This is a genomic window from Myroides pelagicus (genome assembly GCF_009711055.1).
Classification (GTDB): Bacteria; Bacteroidota; Bacteroidia; order Flavobacteriales; family Flavobacteriaceae; genus Flavobacterium; species Flavobacterium pelagicum.
Genome location: NZ_WMJY01000018.1, coordinates 1 through 18,977 on the forward strand (window position 1 = coordinate 1; position 18,977 = coordinate 18,977).

Sequence of the window (18,977 nt, forward strand, 5' to 3'; positions counted from 1 at the left end):
AATGACTAATGTTGCATTTATAACTTGAATTCACGAACTAATTCTTATAAAATATGAAAAAATTAATAGTATTATTTTTACTAGGAGGATTAACTTTAACAAGTTGCTCATCCGATGACAACAATGGGCCAACAGAACAATCTAAGATTGAATTTAATGCATTAAACATCAATGACAAAGCACCTGGAGCTACAGTCATTGCTACAGGAAAAAACTTGGAACCAGAAAAGATAGACCAATACCAAATACTCTTTAGTAAGGCTATAGAAACAGGTGAGAAAACGACGCGATCTATTCCCCTACCCGATCCATCTTATGAAACGGTAAAAGCTACTATCTACCATGTAGATAAAACATTCGTAGAATTCAGTATTCCACAATCAGCTGCATCAGGAGATGTAATCTTTGTTGATGGTAAATTCAACATTCGAATGACAACTTATCAACCAAATAAATAAACAAAATGCCGAATAGTAATCTATTCGGCATTTTGGTTTAATTTAATATTTTCACATTCTTCAAGAATATCCAACGCATACATATCTTATCCCCTTCATCTGTCTTAAACACCTTGAATTGCGGAGCCAATACAGTTGCTACGACAGCACTCACAATTGGCAACCATATTCCATCTAAGCTTGTAAAATAAGCTAATCCTACTCTTGCTAATAGAAATAATATAGCAAAACTAACGAATTGCAATAGCATTGTTTTTGTACCTACCCCCATATCAGATTTATTTAGTTATATACTTCCCTTTTTTACTACCTTCATATAACTCGTATTTTACAAAGCGAGATTCCAGCTTACCATTGAATAGTTTTATCTTTCTAGACGGTCTTAACCCAACATATTTTAGAGCCTCAACATTACCAGTAATAAACCAAGCCTCAGTACCTGGATACCCTTGCTTTAAAGTATCACCAATTTCTCTATAAAAACGCTCTAGATTAATATCTAAACGTTCACCATAAGGCGGATTAAATACCATGTGCAAAGGTCCTTCTGTCTCTTTCTTAGTATCAAAGAAATTAGCCTCTTGAATATCGATATAATCCTCTAAGTTAGCATTTCTAACATTATCCCTAGCTTTCATTACAGCCGAAGGAGCCTTGTCAAAACCTTTAATGGTATAGTGAAATTCCTTTACTTTTTTTAACAATGACTCTTCAATCTTATCATATAAATCAGCATCCCAATCATTCCAACGTTCAAAAGCAAATTCTTTTCTATTAATATTAGCTGGAATATTACAAGCAATCATAGCAGCTTCTGTCAATAAAGTACCTGAACCACACATCGGATCAATAAAATCAGTGCGTCCTTCCCAACCTGACATTAATAACATACCTGCCGCTAAAACTTCATTAATTGGTGCAATATTTGTTGCCGTTCTGTATCCTCTATGATGTAATGATGCCCCTGAAGAATCTAACGAAACACTACACATATCTTTTTGAATATGAATATTAATACGTAAATCTGGAAAATCCTTATCAATATTAGGACGCTTTCCATGCTTATTTCTAAACTGGTCAACGATAGCATCTTTAGACTTTAAAGAGACAAATAAAGAATTATTAAAGTGATCAGAAAATACCGTTGCATCTATGACAAATGATTGATTTACGCCCAAATACTCACTCCAATCAATACTTTGAATACCTTTATATAAATTCGCCTCATTGTATACTGCAAATTGTTTTATTGGTTTTAAGACCTTTAAAGCTGTACGCAAAGCTAAATTCGCTTTATACATAAATCCTTTATCACCTACAAAGCTTACCATTCTGACACCTTGCTGTACATTCATTGCTCCCAATAACTGCAGTTCTTTTGCTAAAGTTTCTTCAAAACCGAAGAAAGTTTTCGCGATCATTTTAAAATTTCCCATCTCGAATTTATATTTAGGAATAAATTGTTTACTCTAATTAATCCACAAAAATAAAGTAAATTTGTAGGCTAATAAAAATTATTAAACTAAAACTATGTCTAAAGAGAGTAAGGCTTGGTACGCTTCATGGTTCGACACTGAATATTACCACACTTTATATAAAGATAGAGATTATGAAGAAGCTCAATTGTTAATTGATAATCTTTCACATTATTTAAACTTATCAGAAAATGCTAAAGTATTAGACTTAGCTTGTGGCAAAGGCCGTCACTCTATCTATTTGAATCAATTAGGCTATAATGTAACAGGAGTTGACCTATCTGAAAACAGCATTAATACTGCTAAGAAATACGAAAATGACACGCTTCATTTTGAAGTACACGATATGCGTGAAGAGCTAACAGAGAAATATGATGCCATATTAAACCTGTTTACAAGTTTTGGTTACTTTGCAGATGAAGCAGATAATGCAAAAGCCTTAAAAGCTATCCACAACAGTCTTAATGAATATGGGCTAGCAGTTGTTGACTTTATGAATGTAGACAAGGTAATTGATAACCTTGTTGCTGAAGAAACAAAAAATGTAGACGGAATTACATTCAATATAAAACGAAAATATGAGAATGGTTTTATAGTTAAGAATATACAGTTCCAAGCAGATGGGCAACAACACGATTACACTGAAAAAGTAAAAGCTCTTCGTCTAGAAGACTTTGAAAAAATGATGAATGATAATGATATTTATCTCCTAGATGTTTTTGGAGATTACAAATTAAGAAAGTTTTATAAGAAAGAATCAGATCGACTAATCATGATATTTAAGTAGCCTATGGTTTATATTGTTCCTTTTTTCGCTGTCGTTATTGGGTATTTAATTGCAGTATTAGTACAACCTAAAAACAAAAAGCAACTAAAATTGCTAATGGCGTTTAGTGGTTCGTTTTTACTAACTCTTACCGTTACACATTTACTTCCAGATGTATATGCTTTAACAATGGATGCTCATACACATGACCATGGGGAGCACGCTCATGGACATACACATGGAGGTGAGTTAGCAATTGGCTTTTTCATTATGATCGGGATTATATTCCAGATTATTTTGGAGTACTTTTCTAAAGGAGCAGAGCATGGCCATGTACACGGCCATGAAAAACTAGATAAAATACCTTGGCTATTATTTATAAGTCTTTGTATTCATGCGTTGTTTGAAGGAATGCCTGTTAGTCAACATACAGAATTAGCTTGGGGAATTGCCATACACCACTTACCTATTGCTATTATCCTTACTGCTTTTTTCATCAACGGAAAGATGAGCAAGAAACTTATTGTATTCTTTATGTTCATATTTGCAGCCATGACTCCGTTAGGGACATTACTATCTGGTAAGATAGACTTCTTGACAGAATACTATGCAGAAATTTCTGCAGTTGTTGTTGGGATATTATTCCATATTTCCTCTACAATTATTTTTGAAAGCAATGAAGATCACAAATTCAATATCAATAAACTTATAGCCATTATACTTGGGGTAGTTGCTACTTATTTTATGTAGTAAAAATAACATACAAAAAGCGCTCTATTACAGCTGTAATAGAGCGCTTTTTGTATGACTATAACTCAGCTATCGTTACAAAATACATTCTTCACTTTAAATATTGCTTTTCTACAAGATAAGACCACTGATATATTATTACTATCTAAAGTACTAGTTTATCTCTTCCTTCTAATACCTTCTCTATGAATGTTACCACATAGGTAGTAATTGACAACAAAGAGTATTCAGTATAAAAAGCAAAAAGCTCCAAGAGAAACTCTTGAAGCTTTTATATTATAAGTAAATCGTTTGTTTATAACGAACGATTATTTCTTTAAATGTCGTTTGTACTGAATGTAAGACAATGTACTCAAAACAAATACAAAACCTACAGACCACCAAACAATTGTCGGAGTGATTACCTTATCACCTGATGCATATGAATGTAATCCACTTAAATAAAAGTTTACACCAAAATAAGTCATCATAATTGAATAGTATGCCAATACACTAAATACGTTATAAATCCATGTACCACGCATAGACGGTACTAATCGAGCATGGATAACGAATGCATAAACCATAATACTGATTAAGGCCCATGTCTCTTTCGGATCCCATCCCCAATAACGTCCCCAGCTCTCATTAGCCCATTGACCTCCTAAGAAGTTACCAATAGTAAGTAAAACTAGACCTACAGTAAGCGCCATCTCATTAATATAAGTAAGCTCTTTAATATTCAAGTCCATTTTCTTCTTATTCTTGCTATTTGTTAGAATCATCAATATCAAAGTCACAATACCCAACATCATACCTAAGGTAAACGGTCCATAACTAGCTACAATAACTGCTACGTGGATAATTAACCAATATGAATTTAATACTGGTTGTAAATTAGCAATCGCCGGATCCATATAGTTCAAGTGAGCACCCCATAAGACCATACCTGTAACGAAAGCCGTAGATGCAACTGTTAACTCCGATTTTCTACCGAAATACAATCCAAATAAAGCTGTTGCCCATGCTACGTAAATTACTGACTCATAAGCATCACTCCAAGGAGCGTGTCCTGATACATACCAACGTACGCCTAAACCAATCGTGTGAATTGAGAATAACAATAATGTAAACCAACCACCTGCTTTAGCTACCCATCTACTTATTTTAGATGGACGAATAATATTAGCTATAATAAACATAAACATCACAATAGCCCCTAACATATAGTAACTATACAATGTTTTGAAGATATCATATTTATTATACATGATCTCAAACTCAATCTTCTTCTCTGATGGTATTACTTGTTTACCATACTGAGATTGATAAGTTTTTAAGTGATCTAAATACTCATTAGCTTTTGTATAATCTCCTGTTTCTTTTGCACCAAACAAAGCAGGTACATACATACGTGGTAAAATACTTTTAGTAAATAACGAATCCATTCCTTTAATATCAGATTCGTTTAGCTCCAATGGAGAAATCCATTTATCATTTTCATGTCCAGGAACAGGAAATACAGTTAAAATACCAGTGGTAAAAGCAGCATTTAATAAAGCTAATTTACCATCTAAATCCAAATAATCAGTTTGAAACTTATTCTTAATTGTAGCGTGGTTAGCATCGTCAACTTGTTTTGCTAATTTATAATTTCCTGCATCATCAAAGAAATCTAACAAACAAGCATGCTTTGTCCCTTTTTCTAAACCTAATACATTTGTTAATTCATCATTCCCTCTAGGAAGCGTAATGATATCTGCATAGTACCAAAAATTAGGAGCGCCTTGCATTTGTTGAGCCACCGTAAACTGAGTCATTGATAAGAATACCTGATCAGGAGTCAGCCCTTTATATTTTTCTTTTTTATACACTTTACGCACCAATTCAGAAGCGAAAGTATTAATCGGTTTCATACGTCCTCCGTAATCCTGAATCACCAATGTACCAAACTTAGCAGCGTGTTCAGGGTTTACAGCAGTCGCTTGAATTAATGAATCTATCATAGCCTGTGGTGGCTTGTTTGATGGATTCGCACTGTGGTTATGTCCGTCTTGAGCAAAACTAATTGATGATAATAACAACATCAAGATCGTTAACATAGATGCCTTCTTCGCTCTAACTTTATCTAATTTCATTCGTAAATCGTAAAAACGTGTATTCTTATCAAACAAAATAGCTAACATCGCTACATACAATAAGAAGTACCCGATATATGTAATCCATGTACCCCAAAAGTCGTGGTTCACAGATAAAATAGTTCCTTTTTCATCTCTATCAAATTCTGCTTGGAAAAAGCGATACCCTCTATAATCTAGAATATTATTCATATAAATTCTAGCGTCAAATGACTCTGCTCCATCAATTACAGTAACTTGACTTTCAAAAGACGAATAACTGCGCTCTGTTCCTGGATATTTCTCAGCGATAAAGTCGTTTAACTTCACTTGGAATGGTGTCGTATAACCTTTACTACCATACATTAAAGTAAACTCTAAGTCTCCAATCTTAATTGATTGTGGTTCACCAATACGTCCTGCTTTCCCCATCAATGTAAGCACCTCCTCTTTTCCTTGCGTACGTACAGTTACCGTCAAAGCATCTGTATTCACTCTACTTTTGAAATCCCCGTCAGATGCTAAAATAATTTTACCTTTGATTGGCATATCTGGCAATACAAACTGAGTACCTGCCATTACATAAAGGGATCTAAAGTTAAGTGGCTGACGTTCGTAAGCATTCACATCTCCTTTTGTCTGCGTAGCCATAACAGTATAATCTCCTCCAAATGGTGACTCCATAAAGAACTCTCCATCCTCCTCGATTATATTAATAGCCCCTTCAGTTGGTTTGTTATAAGCAAATAATACGTTGTGTATACTTGCAACCTCTCCCTCTTTCAGATAATGTTCGTGACGCTCACCATCACCAGACTCAACTAATTTCAATAAGTTTATTCCGTTTGGATCTTCCTGAATAGCTTCAGTAGCCCCCATAATGAATTCTTTATACTCTATTTCAAAAGGAATATCATTAAATTCTTTTTTTAGTTTAAAGTGATTATCTGTCACTTGTGAGAACAATAATGGCTTCTCATAAGTTCTACGTCGAATTTCTCCTTCATATTCCCCATCTGCCATCACAGTTAAAAAGGTTTTATCAGATAAAATCTGATCTGCTGTCTCTCCTTCACGGATTGGCATCATACCTTCAAAACTAATATATCGCGTAACAAAAGCACCTAATAAAATCAATATAAAAGAAGCGTGAAGCAAAAGTGTTGCCCATTTTTCTTTTGTAAAAAGACGATACTTTTTAATATTACCAATAAAGTTAACTAAGAAGAAAAACATAATGAATTCAAACCATTTGGTGTTGTAAATCAATATGCGTGCTGTTGTGGTGTTGTAACGGTCCTCAATAAAAGTTCCCAATGCTAACGCAACCGCGTACACAATAAAAAGAACTGCCATTAACCGTGTAGAAGAAAAAAAAGAAAGTATTTTTTTGTCCATGAGTTGTTAATACGTTGTTTTACAATTCAACAAAAATAACCAAAAACCCCACTAATTCAGTATATTTAACTTATTATTTAGGAATGTTTTTCAGATGGAATATTCCTAAAAAAATATACATTTGCAGTACACTACCCGATTGATTATTGCTGCTTTAATACATCGCAAGATTTAATCAATTATTAAAGATTAAAATATATAAATTATGCCAAAAATTTCTCAAAAAGGGATTAGTATGCCTGAGTCACCAATTCGCAAATTGGTTCCATTTGCTGAAAAAGCAAAGAGTAAAGGTCATCATGTTTATCACTTAAATATTGGTCAACCAGACATTAAAACTCCTCACGGTGCGTTGCAAGCTGTAAAAGACGCTAATATTGAGGTTTTAGAATACAGCCATTCTGCTGGTTTTGAAAGCTATAGAAACAAGTTAGCAAAATACTACCAAGGTCACAGCTTAGATGTTAACGCTGATGACATCATTATCACTACAGGTGGTTCTGAAGCCTTACTATTTGCATTAGGTAGTACATTAGACCCACATGACGAAATTATTATTCCTGAGCCATTCTACGCTAACTACAATGGATTCAGCACTTCTAATGGTGTAAATATAGTTCCTGTAATGTCTACAATAGACAACGGATTTGCATTACCTGCAATTAGTGAGTTTGAAAAATTAATCACTCCTAAAACAAAGGCTATTCTTATCTGTAATCCAGGTAACCCAACGGGGTACCTATACTCCGAACAAGAAATGAAACAGCTTACAGAGTTAGTTGTAAAACACGACTTGTTTTTGATTGCTGATGAAGTATACCGTGAATTTGCTTATGATGGATACAAACACATTTCTGTAATGAGTATTCCCGAACTAGCTAATAACGCTATTATGATTGACTCTGTATCTAAACGCTATAGTATGTGCGGTGCTCGTATCGGGTGTATCGTGTCTAAAAATAAAGACTTAATGAAAGCTGCTATGAAGTTCGCTCAAGCGCGTCTTTCTCCTCCTACATTTGCTCAAATCGCATCTGAAGCAGCTTTAGACACACCTCAATCTTACTTTGATGAAGTAATTACTGAATACAAAGAAAGAAGAGATGTATTCATTAATGCACTACAACAAATCGAAGGTGTACAAGTAACTGTTCCTCACGGAGCATTTTATTGTGTAGCCAAATTCCCTGTAAAAAATGCAGATGACTTTGCTAAGTGGTTACTTGAAGAGTATAACCTAAATGGTGAAACTGTAATGATTGCTCCTGCTGCTGGATTCTACTCTACACCTGGTGTCGGTATGAACGAAGCTCGTATGGCTTATGTTCTAAAGAAAGATGACTTAATTAAGTCAGCAGAAATCTTAAAAGAAGCATTAAAAGCATACCAGCAAGTAGAAAAATAGTTGCCTATTATAGTAACACATCTATTAAAGGAAGTAATTGATATCAATTACTTCCTTTTTTTATTCAATTGAATCTATTATTTTTGAGTCTAACCTAACTTAAAAAACAAATAAATCAATGAATATTAATCGTAGAAACTTCCTGCAAAACACCACTATTGCAGGAGTAGGGGCTCTTATTTTACCAAACTCTCTATACGCCTTTGATAAAAATAGTAAACAAGTGCGTATTGGAATGATAGCTGTAGGGCTTCGAGGACAAGTTCATTTAGACGAACTATTAAAGCGCAATGATGTAGAAGTAATTGCAATGGCAGATCCAGATGAACGAATGATAAAAAGAGCCCAAAAAATAGTCGATAAACACAATAAAAAACAACCTGTTGTGTACAGTAATGGCGATTACGATTACCGCCAATTACTTGAACGCAAGGATATCGATGCTGTTATCATTTCTTCTCCATGGGAGTGGCACCTCACACAAGGAGTGGAAGCTATGAAAGCAGGTAAAATTGTCGGTATGGAAGTATGTGGTGCTATGACTTTAGACGAATGTTGGAAATATGTAGAAATCTATGAAGAAACCAAAGTTCCACTAATGATGCTAGAAAACGTCTGCTACAGAAGAGACCTTATGGCTGTATTCAACATGGTCAAAAAAGGAAAGTTTGGTGAATTAATTCACGCAACTGGTGGCTATCAACACGACCTACGCAATGTTTTATTTAATGATGGTGTCCAACCTTATGGCGGTGGAGTTGAATTTGGAGATAAAGGGTTTAGTGAAGCGAAGTGGAGAACCAATCACTACGTCAATCGAAATGGAGAACTCTACCCCACACACGGCATCGGTCCTGTAGCTGCAATGTTTGACATTAATAGAGGTAACCGCATTACACACTTGACTGCTATGGCATCAAAAGCTCGTGGATTAAACAAATACATCATTGACAACGGAGGTAAGGATCACCCTAATGCTCAAGTACAATTCAAACAAGGGGATATTGTCACGACTACACTTAAATGTGAAAACGGAGAAACAATTGTATTGACCCATGACACTTCTCTTCAACGTCCTTATAATTTAGGTTTTAAAGTACAAGGTACAGAAGGTATCTGGCAAGAGTTTAGTTCCGGAGGCTTTGACAGAGGTTTAATCTATTTCGAAAAAGAAATGAATCATTCTCATCAATGGGCTAACTCAAAAGATTACTTAACTGAATTTGATCACCCACTCTGGAAGAAGAACGCTGCTAAAGCTGAAGGTGCTGGCCATGGTGGAATGGACTACTTCATGATTAATGCCTTTGTAGAAAGTATCAAACAGAATATTGAATTTCCATTCGATATATATGACTTAGCTACTTGGTACGCCATCACTCCATTAAGCGAAAAATCAATTACAGAGAATGGACAGGTTCAGGAAATGCCTGATTTTACAAAAGGAAAATACAACAGCAGAAAAGCAATCTTTGGCCTTAATGAAGATTTCTAACCCTTAAACCTTATATACAAAAGTCGGAGTTTCTATTTGAGAAAACTCCGACTTTTGTATTATTCCTTCAAACGTATAGCAAGTATTTCACCTGTCGCACAAACGACACCTTTAGCTGTTAAGGTCATATCTACACTTATCTTTCGTCCCTCTATTGCTTTTAATTTCCCCCTAATTACTAATTCTTCTCCCTGTGGAGTTAATGCTTTGAAATTAATATTAAGATTAGCTGTTACACATCGGATAGGCAAGTCAACTTGATTCAAATCGATCTTTTCTGCAATACATGCAAATGCTGCCGCTGAAGCTGTACCATGACAATCTAATAGCGAAGCTATCAGCCCTCCATACACGCTTCCAGGGATAGCAGTATACTTCATGTCAGGAGTAAACCTACTGACTGTCTCTTCTCCTTCTACATACGTCTTTAACTGATGTCCCTGAGAATTATTTTTTCCACAACCATAACAATGTGCTAGATTATCAGGATACAAATCTTGTATTGCTTTCATATTTTAAACTTTATTGGCTAATATTTAAATATCGACAATTCAAAATTAATATACAAATAATTCAATAGTAAGATAACTCCCTTTTTCTAATCCGTTAACAAAGAATAAGATGACATAATGGCTGCCGCATTCATTTCTGTCAACTGATTATCTTTTACATACTGAAGAATCGAAGATATAAGTTGCATTGCCTTTTGGATAGCCTCTCCAATATCTTTTCCAATAGATAACTGAGAAGATAATATTCCTGTAAATAAATCTCCTGTGCCTACAACCTCTATCGCTACATTAGCTGCATAATAATGTGTCAATTTACCATTACATATCAACACAACCTCCACTTGGTGATTTACATTCTCACTTAGCTCCGCAGTAGTTAATACAATGGTTTTATTGCACAAAATAGGATGTTTTCCTATCGCCTCTTTCAACTGCTCTTCATTACTGATCGTTGTATTTGTAATAAACTCTAATTCAAAATGATTAGGAGTTAATATATCACATAACGGCAGTAACATCTCTATAGAATACATGGCATCTTCTCTTGGTATATACAAACCTTCTGTTCGTGTATCACCAAAAACAGGATCGTATATAAACTGTAATAAACTCCTTTGCTTCAGTTGACCAATAAAATCTGCTGTTGCTTCTATTACTTCTTGCCCCTTAATATATCCACTAATTACATATTTGCTCTGCTCCCCTACACCAATTTCTTCAATACCTTTACACAGTTTTCGAAATAGAGATACATCTACAATTTCTCCATAATAAACAGGTTTATCCGTATGACTAGACAATAGTACTGTAGGAAGCATTACATGATTTAATCCATGAAGTTGAATAGCGAAACCAGCAATATTATTACCAACATATCCTGTAGAAACTTGACTTTGTATAGAAATAACGTGAAGATCAGTGTTTTTCATTTTTTTTTATAAATTTCACTTCTAAAAGTATTACACAAAGCAAAGATAAATAGTTATCTAAAAGTAATCACAGACCAGATTCAAGTAAAAAGAGTAGTCCTAGATTATTTCCTCAGGAAATATTAATCCCCCCCCTTCTTACATCAAACAGATATTCGTAATCCTCTTATAAATCAGGTTATCTAATACTTGAGTTAGTATTGTTGTTTTTTTACTAATCAGGTTATTGCAGCTGATAACCTGCTTTCAGACATTTTTTTTCCATGCTTTCTTGCACTATGCGTGCAGTATTGGTGCACTTTGCTTGCCAAGAACCTACTTCTGGGCTAGTATTCTGCACGTATACTGCACGCATAGCACAAGCTTGGCAACAAATACTACTATTTTGAAATCTCTATGAACTAAAACAAGGTACTTGTTTTAAAAAAAATAATATTCCCTTATTCAGTATAATACTAACTTAATAGAAAAAGTAGTAACTTTTCGAAAAGTATAAAGCGTAACATACCGTCTTTTTTAATGATATCATTTATTTCGCTAGAGAAATATCAACTAATCTTCTATTATTACATTTAACCGACATACACTTAAATTTCACTAATAAAAGTTTTACACAAAACACAGATAAGTAGTTATCTAAAAGTAATCACAGACCAGATTCAAACAAAAGAGTAGCCCTAAACACTTCAAGACTACTACTCCATTTATTTAAAAAAATCAATCTACTCACTAAAAAACCAGATACAAAAAATCAATACTAATAAGCCAGCATAAGTACTGAGAAAATACAGCATATCTACATCCATGAATTGTTTGACAAATAACGATAAAATGAAAACTATTGGATATACTAAAGCTGCATATAAAAAGATTTTTGTACTCATTGCTTTTATCTTCCCTTTGCTCGTCTGATCTTTAACTTTAGGAGCTCCTAGAGACATAATTGACGGTATAAAGGTCGCTAAACTTCCCACTAATACAAAACTGATAAAGACCCATAAAGCAATACGCATAAACTAATAGAATTTATTGATTATCCTCTGTTACTAATTCCTCTTATCTTATTTACAAACAATAACTGAAAAAAGTTAGATTAAAAATTAAATATACACCTTATTATCTACAAAACGTCTATTTTAAATATATTATTAACACAAAGCCTATATATCTCCTTTTAAAAAAGAATAGCAGTCCACCCTATTCTTATCATTAACAATCACAAAAACCAACTATTCTTTCAAACTATTTTAACTTTTAAAAATTCACATTTTGAACTATTTAAAATATCTTTGATATAGAACCTTAAAAATTACACCATGACTACAATGAAAGCAGCTCGTTGGTACGCAGCGAAAGATATAAGAGTAGAAGAAATTAATATTCCTACAACTCAGAAAGGACAAGTAAAAATAGCTGTCCAATATGCTGGAATCTGTGGATCAGATTTACACGAATATGTACACGGACCTCAATTAATTCCCTTTGACGCCCCATATCCTTTAAATGGACATCAAGGAGTTACTACTCTAGGACATGAATTTTCAGGAATAATAGAAGAAATTGGCGAAGGAGTTACTCATCTAAAAAAAGGAGATCGTGTAGTAGTAGAACCTATTTACAAAAACTTTGATAGTCCATTTGTCGCTTCTGGTGAATATAATTTAGGCGAACACTTAGGTTTCATTGGATTAACAGGTGATGGAGGATTTGCGAACTATGTGGTTGTGGAAGACTACATGGTACACAAAATTCCAGATACGATGTCATTCGAGCAAGGAGCTCTTGTAGAGCCTGCTGCAGTAGCAGTCTATGCGGTGATGCAAAGTGGATTAAAAGTAGGTCAAACAGTATTAGTATCAGGAGCAGGACCGATAGGTTTACTTTGTGCTCAGGCAGCCCTAGCAGCAGGAGCATCAACAGTAATTGTAACTGATGTCGCTGAAAAAAGATTAGAAAAAGCTAGAGAAATTGGAGCTACACACGTATTCAATGCTATGGAAGATAACTTACCAGAAAAAATCAAAGCATTAACAAGCGGATTAGGAGTTAATATCTTTTTAGATTGTGCTGGGGTTCAAGCTTCATATAATACAGGAATTGCTTCTATTCGAAACGGAGGTACCGCAGTATTAGTTGCTCTATTCGGCAAACCAGTACAACACGATGCCCTTGATCAAGTATTAAGAGAAATTACAGTAAAAGGAGTTATCGCTTACCGAAATATATTCCCTGAAGTAATCAATCTAATTGACTCTGGACGTATGCAAGTCGAAAAATTAGTTACAAAGAAAATTGCCTTAAACGAAATAGTTGAGCAAGGTTTTGAAGCCCTAGTAAGCAATCCAGAACAAGTAAAAATTCTTATCGAAATCAATAGATAAATCACTAAAAGTAAAGAGTTTTATACTTTTGTGCATGCTAAAATATCACATTACGCAAAAAAATGACTGTTTTAAAAAAACAGTCATTTTTTTATTGATTCTAAGATAGTTATAAATCATTAATAGAAACAGTGGCTCTTTCCTAAATACCTTTAACTATTTCCTGTTAAGCGCTTTATAGTCTTCTCTACTGTTAGTTTATGATTTCACTTTCTTGGCTAAATCATTTAGCATATACTTTATTTCCTTAAACATTGCCTTAGCATCAGGCTCTTGGAGGTCTTCAGGCATAAACTCTTCAGTAGCAATACTACAAGCATATTCCCATATTTCAAGAATATCATACGCTTTTACTAAATAAGGGTCATAAAATGTATTGTCTGAGTGTAGTTCAAAAGTTTCTTTATCCTTTCGATACAAACGCTTATAAACGACGCCCTCATTCGCAGTAATTACAATATAAGTTCTACCATCCTTTACATCTTCTAAACGCTCTAGATATCCCCCTATCACAAAAGAGCCTTCCTGATGTGGAGGCATAGAATCTCCTTCAATAGGAAATGCTCTATACTTCCCTTCTCTTAAAAAAGGAAGTGATATTTGCTCCAGATTTTGAATAAACTCAGGATCCGCATACCCTGTCAAATACCCTGCGCGAGCTTTATGTGGAATAATTTCTATAAAATTATTACCCGTCGTTGAATCAACCATTATAGGCAATAAAATACGGTTGTCTTCTAATTTAAGTAGTTCTTGCATAGGAACTTTGCGTAAATCAACTGAAATCATCAAATCAACACTGACGTGAAAAAAACGAGAAATACGCAACAAAACTTCTAAAGGCGGTTCAGAAGCACCTTCTTCATACTTAGAATAACGAGCACGTGTAATAACCAATTCGTCAGCCACTTTCTGTTGTGACATACTCTTTTGTGCTCTGAGGTATCGAATATTATCTGATAAAAATGACATTTGCTACTATTTATAGCATCAAATATACTAAACTTTGCTAACATACATAGTAATTTAGTCAAATAAATTTATTTGTATTCTCATGGAAAGAGCTATTGCACATTTGGACCTAGATACATTTTTTGTTTCTTGTGAGCGCCTAGTAAATTCTTCTCTAAACGGTCTTCCCATAATTATCGGTGGTGGAGATAGAGGTGTTGTCTCAAGTTGCTCTTATGAAGCACGATATTTCGGTGTACGATCAGCTATGCCTATACACATGGCTACGAAGCTATGCCCGCAAGCATTAGTTATTAAAGGCGATATGCAGTTATATTCTAAAATGTCTCACTTAATAACGGATATTATAACTGCAGAAGCTCCTATCGTCGAAAAAGCAAGTATCGATGAATTCTATTTAGACCTTACTGGAATGGATCGTTTTTTTGGTACTTACAAGTGGACAAGTGAACTAATTAATAAAGTTAAAAAAGAATCAGGACTCCCTTTGAGTTATGCTTTATCAATCAACAAAACTGTATCAAAAATAGGTACTGGAGAAGCCAAGCCACTTGGGACTCTATACATCCCTACTGCTGATGTACAGTCTTTCCTCAACCCACTATCAATACAAAAAATCCCAATGCTTGGACAAGTTACTTATACCACCTTGTCAAGGATTGGTATTCGCAACATACAAACACTATCTCAAATGCCAATCCAAATCTTACAACAGATACTGGGAAAGACTGGTGTTGATCTTTGGAAAAAAGCAAATGGAATAGACCTTACTCCTGTAGAACCCTATAGAGAGCGAAAATCCATATCTACAGAACACACCTTCGAAGAAGATACTATTGACATTTCATTTATTAAATCTCTATTACTCGGAATGGTTGAAAAGCTTGCTTTTCAGCTGCGATCCGAACAATGGCTTACCTCTACTGTTACCGTAAAGATACGATATGCAAACTTCGACACAGAAACTAAACAACAAAGAATCCCCTATAGTGCCGCTGACCATATACTAAATCAAATCATCTATGAGCTATTTGACAAATTATACCAAAGACGGATGCGCATCCGACTCATAGGTATACAATTTAGCGGATTAGTACATGGAAATTATCAAATAAACCTATTTGAAGACACACAAGAATTAATGACTCTATATCACGTTCTTGATCAAATTAAAAAGAAATATGGTATACATACCATAACTAGATGTGCTTCCGCAACTTTAAAACACAAAACAAAAGCATCAAATACAAATAAATAATTGTTCTCATCTCTTATCCTAATGTATCTCAACTGTCATTCCTTTTATAGCTTGCGCTATGGTACACTATCACTAAAACGCTTAGTGGCACTTGCTTCTCAGTACAAGGTAAAATCCTTAGCTCTAACAGATATCAATACCCTATATGGTATCTATGATTTTGTCAAGCTATGCAGGCAAGCTAATATCATCCCTGTTATTGGTATGGAACTTCGCGAACAAAATGAGCTTCGCTATATTGTATTGGCTAAAAATGAACTAGGGATAACTGAAATAAATGAATTCAGAACAAGTCACAACAAAAGCGAAGAACCCCTCCCTCTTATAGCTCCTGATTTTCTGAATTGCCTAGTCATTTATCCATTAGCCAATGCTCCTAAGCAATTAAAAGCAAAAGAATTTATTGGTATTCATCCTACACAAACCAATCTACTATATCAAAGTAAATGGTCTATGCTAACTCAGAAAATGGTAGTATTACAAACCATAAACCATAGTACCCTTCAAGAATATGAGCTACACAAAATATTACGTGCTATTGACCTAAATACAATTCTGTCAAAACTAAGTCCTAGTGATATGGCTTGTGCAAATGACACCTTTATCGCAGAATCTACCTTGTCAGACTATTTTGCTAATTACCCCATTATATTGGAAAATACGCAGCATATACTTGCTGAGTGTAGTTATGCGTTTACCTTTACTAAGCCAAGAAATAAGCGACACTACACAACAGACAAACGAACTGATATGAAACTGTTGCGAGAATTAGCCTATCAAGGCATGCTATCAATTTATGGAACTGACAACACCGAAGTTCTTAAACGCATAGACAAAGAACTAGCAGTCATTGAACAACTTAATTTTTCAGGGTATTTTCTCATCACATGGGATATTATACAATACAGCAATTCTCAAGGATTTATGCATATTGGAAGAGGAAGTGGAGCCAATAGCATAGTGGGGTATTGTCTAGGAATAACCAATGTTTGTCCTTTGGAATTAGATTTATATTTTGAACGTTTCTTAAATGAGAACCGAAAATCACCACCTGACTTTGATATCGATTGGTCATGGAAAGAACGCAACTGTATACTTGACTATATTTTCAATAAATACGGTAGTGATTATGTAGCATTTTGTGGAGCAATATCTACCTTTAAATATCGATCAATCATAAGAGAAATTGGTAAAGTATATGGACTTCCTAAACAAGAACTTGATGAACTAACACGTAAACCTATTGAACAACAAAACAAAGATAATATTACCCATCTTATTCACCAATACGGTCAAGTGTTAGAAGGTTTTCCTAATCAACGCACTATGCACCCTTGCGGAATACTGATCTCTGAGGAACCAATCACACAAATTACCACACTCGATTATCCACCAAAAGGATATGGCGTGGCACAATTCGATATGCATACAGCAGAAATGATTGGTTATGATAAATTTGATATTTTAAGCCAAAGGGGAATAGGTCATATCAATGACGCAGTCCAACTTATTCATCAAAACAAAGGGATAACGGTTGATATACGTCACATTCCTCTATCTAAAGATGAACCCAATTGCAATCACTTTCTAAAAAATGGAAATACCATTGGTTGCTTTTATATAGAAAGTCCTGCCATGCGTGGGTTATTGCGTAAACTGAAATGCAACACTTACAAAACACTAGTTGCTGCTTCATCTATTATACGCCCTGGAGTAGCACAAAGTGGGATGATGCAAGAGTATATATTTCGTCATAATAATCCCGACCAATTCAACTACTTTCACCCTGTCTTTCAAGAACAATTAAGCGAGACTTATGGCATTATGGTCTATCAAGAAGATGTCATCAAGGTTGCTCTACACTATGGTGGTTTACCCGCCGCTGATGGCGATATTTTACGCAGAGCAATGAGTGGTAAAACTAGATCCAAAACAGTACTAGACAATGTGAAAAATAGTTTCTTTATTCACTGTCAACAAAGAGGACACCCTAAAGCACTTAGTGAAGAAATCTATAGACAGATCGAATCATTTGCAGGCTACTCTTTCTGTAAAGCTCACTCAGCTTCATACGCTATTGAAAGCTATCAAAGTCTTTACCTTAAAGTACACTTCCCATTAGAGTTCATTACTGCAGTAATTAATAACCAAGGTGGGTTTTACCAAACTGAAATCTATATACATGAAGCCAAAAGAGCTGGAGCAACAGTACTCCCTCCTTGTATAAACAATAGTAATCTTGACTCTACGCTTATGGATCACACCATCTATTTAGGCTTTAAGTTTATGTTAGGCTTATCACAAGAATTAATAACAACGATTATAACCGAAAGAAATAAACAAGGACAATACACTTCTATCGCTAACTTTATCAATAGAATAACAATTGGTATAGACTCCTTACAGAAACTAATATTTATAGGAGCTTTTCAATGTCTTGGCAAGCAAAAAAACGAATTACTAATTCAAGCGCAACTACTACTTGTTCATCACAAACCATACAAAACTCCTACCCTAATACAAGAACCTATACAAGAATATCAATTTCCTACATTGTCCCGTTCAGCCTATGAAGACGCATTTGATGAAATAGAATTGCTAGGATATTGTATTTCGTGTAGCCCATTTGATTTATTAAAAACAAAATTCAGAGGCGAGGTTTTTGTAAAAGACTTACTTAATCAAAATAAACAAACTGTGCGAATGCTCGCCTATCTTATCACAACCAAGCCTGTTTCTACAAGTAGAGGAAGAATGTACTTTGGTACTTGGATTGACACTAATGGCGACTACTTTGACACCGTACACTTCCCCGACAGCTTGGCTTCCTATCCTTTTTTAGGAAATGGTTGCTATCTCTTATTAGGCATTGTTACTATCGAATATGAAGTACCTAGCATTCAAATATCTAAAATGGCAAAGCTCCCTTATATCAGTGACCCACGCTATTACTACAAAGAACAACATACACCAAGTCAAACTGACATAAACAGCAAAAACAAACTAAAAATCCCACAACATCGTCGCAAATTTAATATCCGATAAAAACTAAGCCAATAAAGCATTCCTAAAAAAAGGAATG

Annotated in this window: 15 protein-coding genes; 8 read left to right on the forward strand and 7 right to left on the reverse strand. The window is 34.6% G+C overall.

Annotated elements, in window-relative coordinates; genetic code table 11:
• The first annotated feature begins 53 nt into the window (after nt 1–53).
• A complete protein-coding gene (locus tag GJV77_RS08885) occupies nt 54–458 on the forward strand; it encodes a hypothetical protein (RefSeq protein ID WP_155036014.1) in 405 nt (134 codons plus the stop codon).
• Nucleotides 459–495: 37 nt separating this feature from the next.
• Here the strand turns inward: GJV77_RS08885 and GJV77_RS08890 are convergent, their stop codons facing one another.
• Nucleotides 496–729, reverse strand: coding sequence for a hypothetical protein (locus tag GJV77_RS08890; protein WP_155036015.1), 234 nt, complete (start codon nt 727–729; stop codon nt 496–498).
• A gap of 7 nt (nt 730–736) precedes the next feature.
• The gene (locus GJV77_RS08895) at nt 737–1,879 is read right to left on the reverse strand and encodes a THUMP domain-containing class I SAM-dependent RNA methyltransferase (protein ID WP_162521598.1); all 1,143 of its coding nucleotides are present in this window, start codon (nt 1,877–1,879) and stop codon (nt 737–739) included.
• A 109-nt stretch (nt 1,880–1,988) separates the two neighbouring features.
• Between GJV77_RS08895 and GJV77_RS08900 the strand changes: the two genes are divergently transcribed.
• On the forward strand, nt 1,989–2,720 hold the full coding sequence (locus GJV77_RS08900) for a class I SAM-dependent DNA methyltransferase (RefSeq protein ID WP_155036017.1): 732 nt from the start codon (nt 1,989–1,991) through the stop codon (nt 2,718–2,720).
• A 3-nt stretch (nt 2,721–2,723) separates the two neighbouring features.
• On the forward strand, nt 2,724–3,449 hold the full coding sequence (locus tag GJV77_RS08905; RefSeq protein ID WP_155036018.1) for a ZIP family transporter: 726 nt from the start codon (nt 2,724–2,726) through the stop codon (nt 3,447–3,449).
• A gap of 308 nt (nt 3,450–3,757) precedes the next feature.
• Here GJV77_RS08905 and ccsA read toward each other — a convergent pair whose 3' ends face one another.
• Entirely contained in the window at nt 3,758–6,943 is a 3,186-nt protein-coding gene (ccsA, locus tag GJV77_RS08910; RefSeq protein ID WP_155036019.1) for a cytochrome c biogenesis protein CcsA, read from the reverse strand.
• A gap of 205 nt (nt 6,944–7,148) precedes the next feature.
• On the opposite strand from ccsA, the gene GJV77_RS08915 reads away from it, so the two are divergent.
• Both GJV77_RS08915 and GJV77_RS08920 read left to right on the forward strand, forming a co-directional pair.
• Nucleotides 7,149–8,348, forward strand: coding sequence for a pyridoxal phosphate-dependent aminotransferase (locus GJV77_RS08915; protein ID WP_155036020.1), 1,200 nt, complete (start codon nt 7,149–7,151; stop codon nt 8,346–8,348).
• A gap of 124 nt (nt 8,349–8,472) precedes the next feature.
• Nucleotides 8,473–9,843, forward strand: coding sequence for a Gfo/Idh/MocA family protein (locus tag GJV77_RS08920; RefSeq protein WP_162521599.1), 1,371 nt, complete (start codon nt 8,473–8,475; stop codon nt 9,841–9,843).
• 59 nt (nt 9,844–9,902) lie between these two features.
• On the opposite strand, the gene GJV77_RS08925 is transcribed toward GJV77_RS08920, so the two are convergent.
• From GJV77_RS08925 to GJV77_RS08935, 3 genes are all read right to left on the reverse strand, one after another.
• The gene (locus GJV77_RS08925; protein ID WP_155036022.1) at nt 9,903–10,355 is read right to left on the reverse strand and encodes a PaaI family thioesterase; all 453 of its coding nucleotides are present in this window, start codon (nt 10,353–10,355) and stop codon (nt 9,903–9,905) included.
• A gap of 86 nt (nt 10,356–10,441) precedes the next feature.
• On the reverse strand, nt 10,442–11,284 hold the full coding sequence (locus tag GJV77_RS08930) for a PfkB family carbohydrate kinase (protein ID WP_155036023.1): 843 nt from the start codon (nt 11,282–11,284) through the stop codon (nt 10,442–10,444).
• 722 nt (nt 11,285–12,006) lie between these two features.
• Nucleotides 12,007–12,297, reverse strand: coding sequence for a hypothetical protein (locus GJV77_RS08935; RefSeq protein ID WP_155036024.1), 291 nt, complete (start codon nt 12,295–12,297; stop codon nt 12,007–12,009).
• Between the two features lie 303 nt (nt 12,298–12,600).
• On the opposite strand from GJV77_RS08935, the gene GJV77_RS08940 reads away from it, so the two are divergent.
• Complete coding sequence (locus GJV77_RS08940) at nt 12,601–13,665, forward strand: 2,3-butanediol dehydrogenase (protein ID WP_155036025.1); 1,065 nt, start codon at nt 12,601–12,603, stop codon at nt 13,663–13,665.
• 198 nt (nt 13,666–13,863) lie between these two features.
• Here GJV77_RS08940 and GJV77_RS08945 read toward each other — a convergent pair whose 3' ends face one another.
• Entirely contained in the window at nt 13,864–14,637 is a 774-nt protein-coding gene (locus tag GJV77_RS08945; RefSeq protein ID WP_155036026.1) for an XRE family transcriptional regulator, read from the reverse strand.
• Nucleotides 14,638–14,719: 82 nt separating this feature from the next.
• On the opposite strand from GJV77_RS08945, the gene dinB reads away from it, so the two are divergent.
• Both dinB and GJV77_RS08955 read left to right on the forward strand, forming a co-directional pair.
• Entirely contained in the window at nt 14,720–15,895 is a 1,176-nt protein-coding gene (gene dinB / locus GJV77_RS08950) for a DNA polymerase IV (RefSeq protein ID WP_155036027.1), read from the forward strand.
• 21 nt (nt 15,896–15,916) lie between these two features.
• Complete coding sequence (locus GJV77_RS08955; RefSeq protein ID WP_155036028.1) at nt 15,917–18,940, forward strand: DNA polymerase III subunit alpha; 3,024 nt, start codon at nt 15,917–15,919, stop codon at nt 18,938–18,940.
• Nucleotides 18,941–18,977: the final 37 nt, after the last annotated feature.